Origin of the sequence: Rhizobium sp. P44RR-XXIV, from assembly GCF_001999485.2 — a bacterium.
Classification (GTDB): Bacteria; Pseudomonadota; Alphaproteobacteria; order Rhizobiales; family Rhizobiaceae; genus Rhizobium.
On record NZ_MPVZ02000026.1, the window covers coordinates 334,167 to 347,565 of the forward strand.

The 13,399-nt window shown below is 61.4% G+C and carries 15 protein-coding genes and 1 pseudogene; 8 read left to right on the plus strand and 8 right to left on the minus strand.

Annotated elements, in window-relative coordinates; translation table 11 throughout:
* Positions 1–77 precede the first annotated feature (77 nt).
* Positions 78–1,127, plus strand: a complete 1,050-nt coding sequence (locus BSK43_RS10525) for an alpha/beta hydrolase (protein WP_077469480.1) — start codon at positions 78–80, stop codon at positions 1,125–1,127.
* Here BSK43_RS10525 and BSK43_RS10530 read toward each other — a convergent pair.
* Positions 1,106–2,046 (minus strand): annotated as a pseudogene (locus BSK43_RS10530) (LysR substrate-binding domain-containing protein). The gene BSK43_RS10525 and the pseudogene BSK43_RS10530 sit on opposite strands and share 22 nt — an antisense overlap.
* 109 nt (positions 2,047–2,155) lie before the next feature.
* Here BSK43_RS10530 and BSK43_RS10535 point away from each other — a divergent pair.
* From BSK43_RS10535 to BSK43_RS10550, 4 genes are all read left to right on the plus strand, one after another.
* Positions 2,156–2,548 carry a tautomerase family protein gene (locus BSK43_RS10535; protein WP_077469479.1) on the plus strand — a complete coding sequence of 131 codons (393 nt, stop codon included), beginning with the start codon at positions 2,156–2,158 and terminating at the stop codon, positions 2,546–2,548.
* Between the two features lie 5 nt (positions 2,549–2,553).
* On the plus strand, positions 2,554–2,949 hold the full coding sequence (locus tag BSK43_RS10540; RefSeq protein WP_077469478.1) for a cupin domain-containing protein: 396 nt from the start codon (positions 2,554–2,556) through the stop codon (positions 2,947–2,949).
* A gap of 3 nt (positions 2,950–2,952) precedes the next feature.
* A complete protein-coding gene (locus BSK43_RS10545) occupies positions 2,953–3,525 on the plus strand; it encodes a DUF4865 family protein (protein ID WP_077469477.1) in 573 nt (190 codons plus the stop codon).
* Positions 3,526–3,613: 88 nt separating this feature from the next.
* Positions 3,614–4,585 carry a threonine/serine dehydratase gene (locus BSK43_RS10550; RefSeq protein ID WP_077469476.1) on the plus strand — a complete coding sequence of 324 codons (972 nt, stop codon included), beginning with the start codon at positions 3,614–3,616 and terminating at the stop codon, positions 4,583–4,585.
* 1 nt (position 4,586) lies between these two features.
* Here BSK43_RS10550 and BSK43_RS10555 read toward each other — a convergent pair whose 3' ends face one another.
* From BSK43_RS10555 to BSK43_RS10570, 4 genes are all read right to left on the minus strand, one after another.
* The gene (locus BSK43_RS10555; RefSeq protein WP_077469686.1) at positions 4,587–5,222 is read right to left on the minus strand and encodes a LysE family translocator; all 636 of its coding nucleotides are present in this window, start codon (positions 5,220–5,222) and stop codon (positions 4,587–4,589) included.
* 63 nt (positions 5,223–5,285) lie between these two features.
* Positions 5,286–6,167, minus strand: coding sequence for an NAD(P)-dependent oxidoreductase (locus BSK43_RS10560; protein WP_077469475.1), 882 nt, complete (start codon positions 6,165–6,167; stop codon positions 5,286–5,288).
* A 128-nt stretch (positions 6,168–6,295) separates the two neighbouring features.
* Positions 6,296–7,735, minus strand: a complete 1,440-nt coding sequence (pyk, locus tag BSK43_RS10565) for a pyruvate kinase (protein WP_077469474.1) — start codon at positions 7,733–7,735, stop codon at positions 6,296–6,298.
* Positions 7,735–8,223, minus strand: a complete 489-nt coding sequence (locus BSK43_RS10570) for a DUF1036 domain-containing protein (RefSeq protein WP_068400525.1) — start codon at positions 8,221–8,223, stop codon at positions 7,735–7,737. Before BSK43_RS10570 ends, pyk begins: the two co-directional genes overlap by 1 nt.
* Positions 8,224–8,426: 203 nt before the next feature.
* Here BSK43_RS10570 and BSK43_RS10575 point away from each other — a divergent pair, with 203 nt between their 5' ends.
* The 3 genes from BSK43_RS10575 to BSK43_RS10585 all read left to right on the plus strand — a co-directional run bounded on the left by BSK43_RS10575 (position 8,427) and on the right by BSK43_RS10585 (position 9,979).
* On the plus strand, positions 8,427–9,221 hold the full coding sequence (locus BSK43_RS10575; protein WP_077469473.1) for an N-formylglutamate amidohydrolase: 795 nt from the start codon (positions 8,427–8,429) through the stop codon (positions 9,219–9,221).
* Between the two features lie 28 nt (positions 9,222–9,249).
* Positions 9,250–9,555 carry a DUF1244 domain-containing protein gene (locus tag BSK43_RS10580; protein ID WP_077469472.1) on the plus strand — a complete coding sequence of 102 codons (306 nt, stop codon included), beginning with the start codon at positions 9,250–9,252 and terminating at the stop codon, positions 9,553–9,555.
* Positions 9,556–9,727: 172 nt separating this feature from the next.
* Positions 9,728–9,979: a DUF2312 domain-containing protein gene (locus BSK43_RS10585; protein ID WP_068400198.1), complete on the plus strand. Its 252-nt coding sequence runs from the start codon at positions 9,728–9,730 to the stop codon at positions 9,977–9,979.
* A gap of 88 nt (positions 9,980–10,067) precedes the next feature.
* Here the strand turns inward: BSK43_RS10585 and BSK43_RS10590 are convergent, their stop codons facing one another.
* From BSK43_RS10590 to BSK43_RS10600, 3 genes are all read right to left on the minus strand, one after another.
* Positions 10,068–11,120 carry a nitronate monooxygenase gene (locus tag BSK43_RS10590; RefSeq protein WP_077469471.1) on the minus strand — a complete coding sequence of 351 codons (1,053 nt, stop codon included), beginning with the start codon at positions 11,118–11,120 and terminating at the stop codon, positions 10,068–10,070.
* Positions 11,121–11,186: 66 nt separating this feature from the next.
* The gene (locus BSK43_RS10595; RefSeq protein ID WP_077469685.1) at positions 11,187–12,110 is read right to left on the minus strand and encodes an NAD(P)-dependent oxidoreductase; all 924 of its coding nucleotides are present in this window, start codon (positions 12,108–12,110) and stop codon (positions 11,187–11,189) included.
* 129 nt (positions 12,111–12,239) lie between these two features.
* The gene (locus BSK43_RS10600) at positions 12,240–13,331 is read right to left on the minus strand and encodes a branched-chain amino acid aminotransferase (RefSeq protein ID WP_077469470.1); all 1,092 of its coding nucleotides are present in this window, start codon (positions 13,329–13,331) and stop codon (positions 12,240–12,242) included.
* Positions 13,332–13,399 lie beyond the last annotated feature (68 nt).

The window sequence follows — 13,399 nt, forward strand, 5'->3', positions numbered from 1 at the left end:
ACCACACACCAAAAAAGGGATGAAAACCTGCGGGATCGCGCTAGATTAGTAGCTGACGATATTTGAATAGTGCTGCAATGATCGATTCCCTGTTCGCCACCATCGCTCTGTTTCTTCTGACTGCCGCAGGCTTTTCCGCCTATAAGACGCGCGCCATCGAGCGAACCTATCCCAATATTGGCGAGCTTACCGATGTCGGCGGCTATAATCTGAACGCCGTGCACCTGCCGCGCCCGGCCACGTCGGATCTCCCTGCCCTGGTTTTCATCCACGGCGCCAGCGGCAATCTGCGCGATCAGTTCGAAGCCTTTGCCGCCCCCTTGAGCGGTCGTGCGGAGATGCTGTTCGTCGACCGACCCGGCCATGGTTATTCCGAGCGCGGAACGGCGGAAAACGCCCTTCCCTCAGGTCAAGCGGATGCCATCGCCAAACTGATGGACAAGCTTGGCATCAAGAGCGCCATCATCATCGGCCACTCCTTTGGCGGTGCTATCGCCGCCGCCTTCGGCATGCGCCACCCCGAGAAAACCGAGGGATTACTCTTCCTGGCGCCCGCGACGCATCCCTGGCCCGGCGGTGTCGATTGGTACTACACGCTGGCCGCCATGCCCGTCTTCGGCTGGCTGTTCACAAGACTGCTGGTCATGCCGATTGGCTTGCGCCGGGTCGAGAACGGCACGCTCAGCATCTTCCATCCAAACAAGCGGCCTGCGGATTACATCGCAAAGACAGCGCCGGAACTGGTGCTGCGGCCGCAGACCTTCCGCAACAATGCGGCCGATGTCGTCAACCTCTTCGCCTATGTCTCCGCCCATGCGCCGCGCTATCGCGAGATCAAGGCGCCGACCATTATCATCACCGGTGACAGCGACGACATCGTATTGGAAGAGCTGCATTCGCGCGGTCTGGCGCGGGACATTCCCGGTTCCGAACTCGTCACCATCCGCAATCTCGGCCACAAGCCCGACTACGTGACCACGGATGTTGCGATCGCCGCCATGGAACGGCTGGCGGGCCAGCCGCGCGACTTACAGACATTGGCGGCGCAGGCGGAAAATCGGATCGCCGGCCTGACAGGTGAGACCTCCGGACGAGAATCCTCGTCTCAGGCCGTGACGACATCGTAGTCAGGCGCATCCTCAAATATCCGGCTCTGCGGCACGGCGTCGATCGTCTGCCGCACCGCCTGCAGAATGATCGATGCCAACCGCTCTGTCGCCGGGCTCGCGTCAATCTCAGCGCGATGCAACACGAGATCCAGCTTCGGCAAGGAGGGCAGCCCCGCTTCGCCCGCCGTCAATTGCCGGACTTTGTTGGGCAAGCCGAGCGGCGTGCGAATGGCCAGGCCAAGCCCCGCAGCCGTTGCGGCCCAAAGGCCACCGAGGCTAGGGCTGACGAAGGAAATGCGCCAGCCGATACCGGCCCGGTCGAGTGTCTTGACGGCGATATTTCGCAGAAGGCATGGCGCCTCGAGCGAGGCCAGTGGCATGACCTCGCCACTATCGGCATGCCATTGCACCGCGCCTTGCGCCGGACCGACCCAGCATAGCGGCACCTCGGCGATGCGATCCGTGTGTTCGGTGCGAAAACCATCGCTCCATGCGAGCGCCAGATCGAGCTTGCCTGACGTCACGCGCTCGACCAGCTCCGCGTTGCGCACAACACGCGCTCGATCCGGACCTTCGGATGCGCACGCGCGAAGCGGCCAAGCACATCAGGCAGCAGCGTCTCGCCGAAATCTTCCTGCAGGCCGAGCCGCACCCAACCCTCCAGTTCGGCACCATGGATTGCCGTCGCCGCCTCGTCGTTCAGATCCAGCAGCCGCCGGGCATAGGCAAGCATGGTCTCGCCCGCCTCGGTCAGCGCCAGTCCACGCCCGGCCTTGCGGAAGATCGGCGTGCCCGCCTGCTCCTCCAGTTTCTTGAGCTGGGCGCTGATCGCAGAGGTCGAGCGCCCGAGCCGGTCTGCCGCCTTGGCAAAGCTTCCGAGCTCCATGCCGGTGACGAAGCTGCGCAAAACATCGAGATCGAAGATAATCTTCCGCATGGTAATCGTCCACATTTTCAGGATCATTGATCCATAATTATCTGATTTTCAGGATGATTATCCAATGGCATTCTATGTTCGTCAAGTGATACAGAAACAGGAGCGTCCCATGCCTTTCACCCGCATCACCCTTCTTCGCGGCAAGTCGCCCGAATATCTGAAGGCTCTGTCGGACAATTTTCACCGCGCCATGGTCGAAACATTCGACGTGCCCGCCGCCGATCGGTTTCACGCAATCCATCAGCTGGAACCGCATGAACTGATCTTCGACCGGACCTACTTCGCCAGCAACCCGCGCTCGGACGACTACGTCTTCTTCGATGTCACGACCGGCAAGCCGCGTAGCACCGAAGTCAAGAAGGCTTTCTACCGCCGGGCAGCCGAGCTTCTTGGCGAAGCACCTGGCGTCCGCCCGGAGGACATCATGATCACCATCACGACGGCTACGCGCGAGGACTGGTCCTTTGCGGATGGCCGTGCGCAGATGATCGAACAGAGCTGACCGCCATGCCGCAAACCATATCTCGCCAATCATCCGCGATCCACCGCGCCGGCACGAATATACGACCTTCGCCGGCCGGCATCGCCACTGCGCCCTTCTGGGTAGAAGCGCTGGTCGAAGGCAGCGAGGATGGCGACCTCACGGCCATGCGTTGCACGCTGGAACCCGGTGTCATGAGCCGCTGGCACACGCATCCGCACGGCCAGATTCTCTACGCCCTGTCCGGCGTCGGACTGGCCGAACGCTTCGGCGGCTCGGCTGAGGAACTGCGGGCCGGCGATTGCATCACCTTCGCGCCGAACGAACGCCATCGGCATGGTGCTGCACCGGAAAGCACCTTCGCCTATATCAGCATCCAGGCAGCCCAGGACGGCAGCGCCGTTACCTGGCTAGAGGAGTGACCAATGATCGCCATGCAGTATAATTTCTCCCTTCCGGCGGATTACGACATGGCGATCATCGATCGCCGCATCCGCGACAAGGGACCACTGCTCGACAATCTCCCCGGCTTGAAATTCAAGGCCTACCTTACCGCCAGAAAGGGCGATCCGGTCACCAGGAGCAGGGAAAACCTCTACGCGCCTTTTTATGTCTGGCACGAAGAAGAGGCGCAAAGTGATTTTATCTGCGGTCCCGGCTTCCAGGCTGTGACCGAGAGCTTCGGTAGACCTCAGGTGAACAGCTGGATCGTCTGGCATGCCGGGACTTCGGCGGATGTTCGCAACGCTAAGTTCGCCAAACGCGAGTTGGTGGCAATCGAACCGGATCAGTCTCTGTCCGAGCTTCGCCGCAAAGAGAGCGACGCCGCCGCTGCTGCGATATCGCGCGGAGATGTGCTCGCCTCGGTCGCCGCCTTCGAGCCGACACGCTGGACGCTGGTGCGCTTCCGCCTCCTGACCAATCCGCCGTCCGACATATCGGCATCGAGCATCCAGATTTACAATGTCGGCCATCTCTCGCTGCCAAGTGCGGACTGAAGTGTCATGGAGACAATCCCCTTGTTTTAAAGCGAGGTCGGGAGCTCTATGCATGGAAGGTCTTTCTGCAGCAGAAGAGTGATCCCTAATGGTCGATATCGCAATGATCGAAGCCGCCCGCGTTCGCCTCGGTGGCCGCGCGCGGCGCACGCCGCTTCTCTCCTCGCCTTTCCTTGACGAAATTGCCGGGCGCAAATTGTTCATAAAGGCCGAATGCCTGCAGCATTCCGGGTCCTTCAAGTTTCGCGGCGGCTGGTCGGCCGTGTCGGCACTGGAACCTTCCGTGCGCTCCCGAGGCGTCATTGCCTTCTCATCCGGCAACCATGCGCAGGGCGTGGCGTTGGCGGCCCGGCTGCATGGCATCCCCGCCGTCATCATCATGCCGACGGACGCTCCCCGGCTGAAGATCGCCAATACTCGCGCCTTCGGCGCCGAAGTGGTGCTCTATGACCGTGTAAAGGAGGATCGCGACGAGATCGGCGCGCGCCTTTCGAAAGAGCGCGGCCTGACATTGATCAAACCTTTCGACGAGCCGCAAGTCATCGCCGGCCAGGGAACGACCGGCCTGGAGATTGCCGAACAGGCAGCCGAGGAAGGTATCGAGGCTGCAAGCGTACTCGTCCCGTGCGGCGGCGGCGGCCTGACTTCGGGGATCGCGCTGGCGCTAGAATCCAGGGCACCGGGCTTCAAGGTGCGCCCGTGTGAGCCGAAGAATTTCGACGACACCACCCGCTCGCTGGCATCGGGCAAGATCGAGCGCAATGCCGCGATGGAGGGTTCGATCTGCGACGCCATCATCACGCCGCAGCCGGGCAACATCACCTTCCCGATCCTGAAACGCCTCTGCGGCCCCGGCCTTGTCGTAACCGATGAAGAGGCCCAGAAGGCCATGGCGCTCGCCTTCACCAGATTGAAGATCGTCGTGGAACCGGGCGGCGCGGTCGCGTTGGCCGCGGCCCTTTTTCATGGCAAACATATAGACGGCGACACTGTGATTGCCGTCACATCGGGCGGCAATGTGGATACCGAGGTCTTCGAGGCCGCTTTGAGCCTTCAGTAACTCAATTAGCAGCGCGGCGATAAAGCGCCAGCGATCCAGCAAGAGCCAGCAGCGCGCCACCACAGGCGCGCTCAAGCCACTTCGCTCCCTCTGATTTCAGCACCCGCACGGCCTGCGACCCGAAAACCGCGTAGCCGAACATGATCGCAAAATCGAGCGAGGCGAAGATGGCGCCAAGGATCGCATATTGCTGCAATTGCGGCGTGGCGGGATCGATGAACTGCGGCAGGAAGGCCGAGAAGAAAAGGTAGCCCTTGGGGTTGGTGACCGCGACCATGAAGCTCTTCAGGCCAATGGCAAATGCCGTTCCCTTCGGCTGGCTCGCGCTAGCCTGCAAGGCACCGTCGATCGTCCCTTTGGAGCGCAACATCATGATGCCGAGAAAGGCGAGATAGGCTGCACCCACCCATTTCAGAGCCGAGAACCAGAATTCGGAGGCGGCAAGCAAGGCTCCAAGACCGATGGCGACGGCACTGATCAGGACAGCATCGGAAAGGACGGCGCCGATCATACCCGGCAAGGCCCGCCTGACGCCGAAACGCGAGCCGTTCGTCAGCGCCAGAAGCACGGTTGGCCCGGGTGTCGCGATACCAATGAAGGAGACGGCGGCGAAGGCTAGCAGCGTGGTGAGATGCATGGTTTCCTCCTCTTCGAGCCAGGAAATTTGCATGCATCTCACGCTTTTGCAAGCAGTCGGAGGTTAGTCCACCAACCCAGCATCCTTCGCCGCAAGCGCGCCGATGGCCGACCAATCGAGTTCCTCGCCACCATGGGCAAGCAGGTTCAGGAACCGGTCGCGCAACAGGCTTGCAAGCGGCAGCGGCACGTTCAACGCCTCGCCGGCCGCCAGTGCCAATCTGATATCCTTCTGGCCAAGCGGCGCGGTGAAGCCGGCCGGCTTGAACTTACGGTCGGCGATCAGCCCGCCATAGGTCTTGTAGACGGGCGCGTTGAACAGCGTCGATGTCAGCAGATCGAGATAGGCATGCCTGTCGACGCCACCCTTTTCGACCAACGCCATGGCTTCGCCCAGCGACTCGATGACAGAGGCGATAAGGAAATTGCCGCTGAGTTTGACGAGATTGGCAGACTTGGGTTCTTCGCCGAGAACGAAAGTGCGCTGGCCAATAGCCTCGAAAAGCGGCGTGACCGTCTCTATGGCATCCGGTGCGCCGGCAGCGGCGACAAATAGTTTCGCGGCGGCAGCCGCTTCCGACCTGCCGAAAACCGGCGCGGCGACGAAGCGCTGACCCGCTGCTGCATGGTCCCTGGTTAGCCGCTCGGACATGGCGACGCTGATCGTGCTCGCGGAGATGTGGACGGCGCCCTTGCCCAGGCTTGCGAGCACGCCGCCATCGCCATGAACGACGGCTGACAGCGCGTCGTCATGAGCAAGCATCGTGAAGACGGCATCGCCGCCGCAGGCATCCGCGACCGTCGCCGCGACCTTCGCGCCCTCGCCGGCCAAAGCCTCTGCCTTGTCGCGCGAACGATTATAGACTGTCACTTCGTGGCCAGCCTTCAGAAGATTGGCCGCCATGGCGCTGCCCATCTGCCCTAATCCGATAAATCCGACTTTCATTGGCATATCTCCTTCTCAATCCGCCTGCTTGGGGGAATCGCAGGCAATTTGGCTTCAAGAAAAAACCCGCCGTCTTTCAACAGCGGGTTTCGGATGGTTCAAGTGCTGCCGCAATCGGATGTCGGCAATCACACGCCGGACTGGCCGTCCGAACCGATATAGGCGATGCGCAGCATATTGGTGGCGCCGGGCGTCCCGAGCGGTACGCCGGCGGAAATGATGATCCGGTCGCCGGGCTTGCCGAAGCCTTCATCGGCAACGATGCGGCAGGCATTGTTGACCATGTCGTCCGGATCGGTCGCGTCATGCGTGACGACGCAATGCAGACCCCATACGACCGAAAGACGGCGCGCCGTCTGAATGCTCGGCGACAGCGCAAGGATCGACACCTGCGGGCGCTCGCGCGAGGCGCGCAGACCTGTGGTCCCGGAAGACGTGTAACAGACGATGGCGGCGAGCTTCAGCGTTTCGGCAATCTGGCGCGCGGCGAGCGAGATGGCGTCGGCGCCGGTTGCTTCGGGCTGGGCACGCTGGGCGTAGATGATGCCCGGATAATGCGGCTCGCGCTCGATGGTGCTGGCGATGGAAGCCATCGTCGACACGGCTTCAACCGGATAGTCGCCAGATGCGGATTCAGCCGAGAGCATGACGGCATCGGCGCCTTCGAAGACAGCCGTTGCAACGTCGGAGACTTCAGCGCGGGTCGGAACCGGCGAAGAGATCATCGATTCCAGCATCTGCGTGGCAACGACCACGGGCTTACCGGAACGGCGGCAGGCGCGGATCAGCTGCTTCTGGATACCGGGAACGGATTCGAGCGGCATTTCGACGCCGAGGTCGCCGCGAGCCACCATCAAGGCGTCGGAAAGCTCGATGATTTCCTCAATGCGCTCGACAGCCTGCGGCTTTTCGATCTTCGACATCAAGCCGACGCGGCCGTGGGAGATCTTGCGAACTTCCGTCAGGTCTTCAGGGCGCTGAATGAAGGACAGGGCGACCCAGTCGACTTCGTTGGTGGCGAGAACGGCATCGAGGTCGATACGGTCCTTCTCGGTCAAAGCGCCAACGCCGAGCAGCGTATCGGGCAGGCTGACGCCCTTGCGATCCGAAATCTTCGTGCCGGAAATAACTGTTGTGACGATGCTCTTGCCGTCGCATTTTTCGGCACGTAGCGCCAGCTTGCCATCGTCGATCAGCAGGCGGTGGCCAGGCTGGACCGATTCCAGAATTTCCGGATGCGGAAGGAAAACGCGGGTGTTGTCGCCGGGCGTGTCCTGATTGTCGAGCGTAAAGGTCTGGCCGGGCTTCAGATCGACCTTGCCTTCGGCAAACTTGCCAACGCGCAGCTTGGGACCCTGCAAGTCAGCGAGAATACCGATCGGACGGCCGCAACGGCTTTCGACGGCGCGAATGCGCTGAATGACCGCACGCATCACATCATGGCTGGCATGGCTCATGTTGATGCGGAACAGGTCTGCGCCGGCTTCATGAAGCTTCTGGATCATCTCCTCCGATGAGGAGGCCGGGCCGAGCGTGGCGAGGATTTTGACTTTTCTGTTGCGTCTCATCAGTTCTGGCTTTCCTGGCTGCCCGGGGTATCGGAGAGCTGAACCATCCAACTCGCCTGACGCCCCGTGTCGTATTCCTTGAATCCCATCTTCTGGTAGCCACGAGCGTAGCAGTCCTTCACGCCTGGGATTTTAAATTCGTTTTCCGCCACGCACATTTCGACGTCGCCCACCCATCGGCCACCGCGAGCCGCGTCTTCTGCGTAGAGGTAATAATAGCGGGACTGGAGCGGTCCCTCGATCAAAGTGGCGCAGGTATTGGCCGGAATTTGCCACCAGCCCTCGGTTACCCAGCCTTCCTTTGCCCGATAGCCGATCGCCACGCCGACGAGATTCTGTGTGCCGTTGCACGTTCGGAAATCGGCGCGAGCCGCATTCGGCATGAAGAAAAACGGCGCTGCCGCAGCAAGGATGAGAAAGGCGATTCGGCTGAGCGGACCTGACCGCTTAACGAAACTTGGCGCGACTTGGCTGGACACGGCTTCCAATTGGCTCCCGGTTATTCGTCGTTGCGTCTTCTTGCGCTGCCATCCCATGAATGTCAACGCAACTCTAATCGATTATATTTTCTTCACGGGATGGTGACGGCATCCCGCGCCGCTCTTCATCCGATCGAAGCTGCGAACCTTGCACCTTCCATCCGCGCATGCAATCAAACAAAGAGTTGAAAATACAATAATCGACAATCCACATGACCGACTTCAGATCTTTTGAAATCCTATCCGGCAATCGTGACAAAGGCATGGTCATTCTCGGAGATCATGCCATGCGGCATCTGCCCGAGCGTTATGGCCGCCTGGGGCTACCGGAAACCGCCTTTTCTCGACACATCGCCTACGATATCGGCATCGAAAGCCTGTGCCGTCATCTCTGCGAGAGGCTTGATGTGCCGGGCGTGCTTGGCGGCTTTTCCCGCCTGCTGATCGATCCGAACCGCGGCGAGGACGACCCCACCCTGATCATGAAGATCTCCGACGGCGCGATCATTCCGGGCAATCACCCGATCACCGACGAGGAATGGAACTACCGTATCGAGGCATTCCACCGGCCCTACCACCGCGCCGTCGAGGAAACGATCGCCTCGGTGGCCGAAGCGACGGGCAAGGCGCCGCTGGTGCTGTCGATGCATTCCTTCACGCCGGCCTGGAAGGGTGTCGCGAGACCCTGGCATGCGAGCGTGCTCTGGGACAGCGACGATCGCGCAGTCGCGCCGCTCCTTGCAAAACTCGGTGCCGATACCGATCTCGTCATTGGCGACAACGAGCCTTACGACGGCGCATTGCGAAACGACACCATGTTCCGCCATTGCATGAAGACAGGCATACCCCATGCGCTCCTGGAAGTTCGTCAGGATCTGATCGGCGACGAGGCCAGCATTGTGGAATGGGCCGGTCGGCTGGCACCGATCTTCGCCGAGATGAATGCCGATCCGGCACTGCACGAATATAAGCGATATCCGTCGCGCACAGGTCCCTACGAGGCATGATGCGGCGAGCGAATCGAGGAGAAGAGAGATGAGCACGCTGACCAAGGAACAACAGACCGAGTTGGAAGCCGCTGCCTTCCGCCGTCTTGTGGCGCACCTGCGCGAACGCAGCGACGTTCAGAACATCGACCTGATGAATCTCGCCGGCTTTTGCCGCAATTGCCTGTCCAACTGGTACCGCGAAGCAGCCGAGGAATCGGGCTTGCCCGTCAGCAAGGACGAGTCGCGCGAGATGGTCTACGGCATGCCCTATGAGGATTGGAAGAACCTGCATCAGGGCGAAGCCCCGGCTGTGCAAAAAGCCGCTTTCGAGCAGAACAAGCCGAAAGAATAGCCTCGCTTTGGCCAATACGGCTTGACCTTCCGCTTCATTCACGGCAGTTCAACTGCCCAATCGAATTCGAAATCCCGCGCAAGCCCTGAAGCGAAGTGCAGCATCGGTAGACCCGCCGATCACATTTGCAACCGGCTTCAAGCGACCCTCTAGGACCCTTTAGGAGAAGTGCATGGAAGAGAGCAGCGTTGAGAATGTAGCCGCAGCGGAACTGCGTCAGTTCATCGAACGGATCGAACGTCTGGAAGAAGAAAAGGCCGCGATCGGCAGCGACATCAAGGATGTCATGGGCGAAGCCAAGGGTCGTGGCTACGACACCAAGGCGATCCGTACCATCATCCGCCTTCGCAAGAAGGACGCCAACGAGCGCCTGGAAGAAGAATCCATCCTGCAGACCTACATGGCCGCACTCGGCATGGAATAATCGAGGCTGGCCTCAGCCTGTTTGCATGAATTGGAGCCGGCTTGCCGGCTCCCTTGCTTTTGGGGCGCAAAGATCGCCCGATACGGGATCACTGCTCGAAAAGACGATCGATCAGCGCAGCCGCACTCCCCTGCCAAAGCTCGCCCTTGCCGGTCCCGGCCCAGAGCGACAGGAAATCGGCCGACCCCTTGGCCGTCGATGCGCCCCGAATATCCCGCGTGAATTTGTTCTGCGCAGGAAAGGGAAGGATGGCAGCGCCCTTCGTCTCCATCTCATCCATGAAGCGATTTTCGAGGCCACGGGCAAAGCGGCCGGAAAAGGCGCGCGTCGTGCGTGTCCTGCGCTCCGATGTTGCCAGAAGTTTCGCCCGATAGGGTGCAGACGTCCCGGCTTCCGCGCAGGCCAAGAAAGCGGTGCCCACCTGCACGGCTTGCGCACCGGCCTGCAGAACCGCGCGAACATCGCTTGCCGTCATGATGCCGCCGGCCGCGATCAGGGGCACACGGATCTTTCCGACACTTTGCGCCAGAAGATCGCGGAGGTCGATTGCCGGATCCGACGCATGGGCATCGAAGATGCCGCGATGGCCGCCAGCCTCGAACCCCTGCAGCGTGACCGCATCGACACCGCTGTCTTCAAGCGCCCTCGCCTCTTCCGGTGTCGTCGCGGTGCCGATCAGCGGGATGCCGGCCTTCTTTGCCGCACGGACATGGTCGGCGGGCAGCAACCCGAAGACGAAGCTGAAGCAGGCGGGCTTGATGCGCAGCACCGCTTCGAACTGCACGTCGAAATCCTCTTCATAGGGAGCGCTCAGTTGCGGCGGCGGCAACTGTAGCTCGACGCGATAGCCCGCCGTCGCCTCGACGGCCCTTTCCAGCTGATCCGGCGCGACGTCGGGGATCGAATGAGGAATGAACAGATTGATCGCAAATGGCTTGTCGGTCCGCTGGCGCACCTGAGCGGCAAAAGCCTCGATCGCCGCCGCGTTGGAGTAAGCGCCTCCCATGGCGCCAAGCGCGCCCGCAGCCGAGGCGGCGGCCACGAGATCTGAAGACGAGGGACCGCCGGCCATCGGGGCAACGATCAATGGATGCTTCAATCCGAGCTTCTGAAATAGATTGCTGTCCGTAGGGGCAGACATGTCGATCTTCCTTTCGGGAATACCTGTCTAAGTCTCAACTCAACATAGGCATTCGCAAGCTGTTTCCTAGGAGCGACCAAGCACCGCGGTGCGCGCTTCGATGGCCTTGAGCACCGAGGACATATCGAGCCTGCCGTTGCCGAGTTCAACGCTCTCGCCATAAAGTTCGCGGCAGAGATCGAGAGCCGGCGACGCCATGCCGGCAGCCCGCGCCGCCTGCGCAATCAGATTGGTGCTGTTGAACGCATCGGCGGTCGCCGCCTGCACGGAAAAATCTCCGGCGATCAGCTTCGGAATTTTCACCCGTGTCAGATCGCTGGCCATGGGACCGGAATCGATCGCCGCCTGAAACGTCGAGAGATCGAGCCCATTCCGGCTTGCGAAATGTGCCGCTTCAGCCAATCCGGCAAGCGTCGTGCAAAGATAGAGATTGACGGCGAGCTTCATGAGGAGGGCGTTGCCAGCCGGCCCGCACAGGATCGTTTCGCGGCACATGGGGGCAAGCAGCGGGCGCACTTCGACAACGGCATCCGGATCGCCACCGAGCAGTGAGACCAGCTGGCCCATCTCGGCAGGCTTTCGCGAGCCCGACACCGGCGCTTCCACATAGCGGCCGCCGGCGGCAACAATCTCGGCGGCAAGGCCGCGTGAATAATCCGGCGGATTGGACCCCATCGAAACCACGATATGGCCGGAAACCAGCTTGGCAAATGCGGGCGTGCCGCGTTGCAGGACCTCGTCCAGCACCGCCTCGTTGACCAGCATCAGAATGACGATGCGCGTTCGCTCGAACACCTCTTCCACACTTGTTGCAACAGCCGCGCCCGCCTCACGCAGTGGATCGGCGGCCGCCGGCGACCGGTTCCACACGACGAGCCGTGTGCCGGCTCTTGCGAGATTGAGTGCCATCGGCTGGCCCATGACGCCGAGACCGACAAAGCCGATCTCCTCGCCCGGCTCGGCGCCGGGACGTTCGCTTGCGTTGCTCATCATAACAACTCCGATGTTTCGGGTGACTATGCGATCTCACATGTCAGAGCTCGGCGGGACAATTCTTCCCGCCGAGTATCGATCCATCACCCGGTCAGGACCGGGCACGGATCTTGCGTCTGCGCCGGCCTAGAACAGCCGGTCCAGCCACTCGTTCTTGTCCGGGGCACGGCCGAACTGGATGTCCGTCAGCGCCGCCTTCAGTTTCAGCGTTACAGGACCGGCATTGCCGTCGCCGATGGTGAAGCCATGCTTGCGGCCCTTCAGCTTGCCGATCGGTGTCACGACGGCTGCCGTGCCGCAGGCAAAGGCTTCGCGCAGGCGTCCGCTCTCGACATCGGCCTGCCATTGATCGATGGCGTAAGGCTCTTCGCGAACGGTCAGGCCCATATCGCGCCCGAGCTTGATCAGCGAGTCGCGCGTGATACCGGGCAGGATGGTGCCGGTCAGCGGCGGTGTCTGCAGCGAACCGTCTTCGAAAACGAAGAAGATGTTCATGCCGCCAAGCTCTTCGATCCAGCGCTTCTCGACAGCATCGAGGAAGACGACCTGCTCGCAGCCCTCACGCTGGCCTTCGGCAAGCGCCGAAAGGCTTGCGGCGTAGTTGCCGCCGCACTTGGCAGCACCGGTGCCGCCGGGAGCCGCACGCGTGAAATTCTCGGAAAGCCAAAGCGTGACAGCCGATGCGCCGCCCTTGAAATAAGAGGCAACCGGAGAGGCAATGACGCAATAGAGATAATCGGTCGCAGGCCTTGTGCCGAGCGCCGCTTCCGAGCCGATCATGAACGGCCGGAGATAGAGCGAGGCGCCCTCGGCGGTCGGGATCCAGTCGCGGTCGATCTTCACCAGTTCCCGCACGGATTCGACGAACAGGTCTTCAGGCAGGGTCGGCATGGCCAGCCGCTCGGCGGAATTGTGGAAGCGCCGGGCGTTGGCGGTGGGGCGGAAAAGTGCCGCTCCGCCGTCAGGCAGATGATAGGCCTTCATGCCCTCGAAGATTTCCTGCGCGTAGTGGAGCACCACGGTCGCCGGATCGAGAGCCAGCGCCTTGCGCGGCTCGATCTTGGCGCTGTGCCAACCGCGATCCTGCGAATAATGGATCGTCGCCATGTGATCGGTGAATATGCGTCCGAAGCCCGGATTCTGCAGCAGGGTTTCCCGCTCGCTGGCCGTTGCCGGGTTTGGATTTTTCTGAATGTCGAACGTCACGCCGTTACTCATGGCTCCTCCAATGCTTTGTCCATCACGGCTTTCGCCGCCCATCTCCCGAGAGAAAATCTAAACCAAAT

Coding starts and splice junctions, on each gene's coding strand:
- BSK43_RS10590 (WP_077469471.1), bottom strand. CDS start 11,120: ATGTCTGCCCCTACGGACAGCAATCTATTTCAGAAGCTCGGATTGAAG.
- BSK43_RS10545 (WP_077469477.1), top strand. CDS start 2,953: ATGATCGCCATGCAGTATAATTTCTCCCTTCCGGCGGATTACGACATG.
- BSK43_RS10595 (WP_077469685.1), bottom strand. CDS start 12,110: ATGAGCAACGCAAGCGAACGTCCCGGCGCCGAGCCGGGCGAGGAGATC.
- BSK43_RS10535 (WP_077469479.1), top strand. CDS start 2,156: ATGCCTTTCACCCGCATCACCCTTCTTCGCGGCAAGTCGCCCGAATAT.
- BSK43_RS10580 (WP_077469472.1), top strand. CDS start 9,250: ATGAGCACGCTGACCAAGGAACAACAGACCGAGTTGGAAGCCGCTGCC.
- BSK43_RS10575 (WP_077469473.1), top strand. CDS start 8,427: ATGACCGACTTCAGATCTTTTGAAATCCTATCCGGCAATCGTGACAAA.
- BSK43_RS10550 (WP_077469476.1), top strand. CDS start 3,614: ATGGTCGATATCGCAATGATCGAAGCCGCCCGCGTTCGCCTCGGTGGC.
- BSK43_RS10540 (WP_077469478.1), top strand. CDS start 2,554: ATGCCGCAAACCATATCTCGCCAATCATCCGCGATCCACCGCGCCGGC.
- BSK43_RS10600 (WP_077469470.1), bottom strand. CDS start 13,331: ATGAGTAACGGCGTGACGTTCGACATTCAGAAAAATCCAAACCCGGCA.
- BSK43_RS10525 (WP_077469480.1), top strand. CDS start 78: ATGATCGATTCCCTGTTCGCCACCATCGCTCTGTTTCTTCTGACTGCC.
- BSK43_RS10560 (WP_077469475.1), bottom strand. CDS start 6,167: ATGAAAGTCGGATTTATCGGATTAGGGCAGATGGGCAGCGCCATGGCG.
- BSK43_RS10555 (WP_077469686.1), bottom strand. CDS start 5,222: ATGCATCTCACCACGCTGCTAGCCTTCGCCGCCGTCTCCTTCATTGGT.
- pyk (WP_077469474.1), bottom strand. CDS start 7,735: ATGAGACGCAACAGAAAAGTCAAAATCCTCGCCACGCTCGGCCCGGCC.
- BSK43_RS10585 (WP_068400198.1), top strand. CDS start 9,728: ATGGAAGAGAGCAGCGTTGAGAATGTAGCCGCAGCGGAACTGCGTCAG.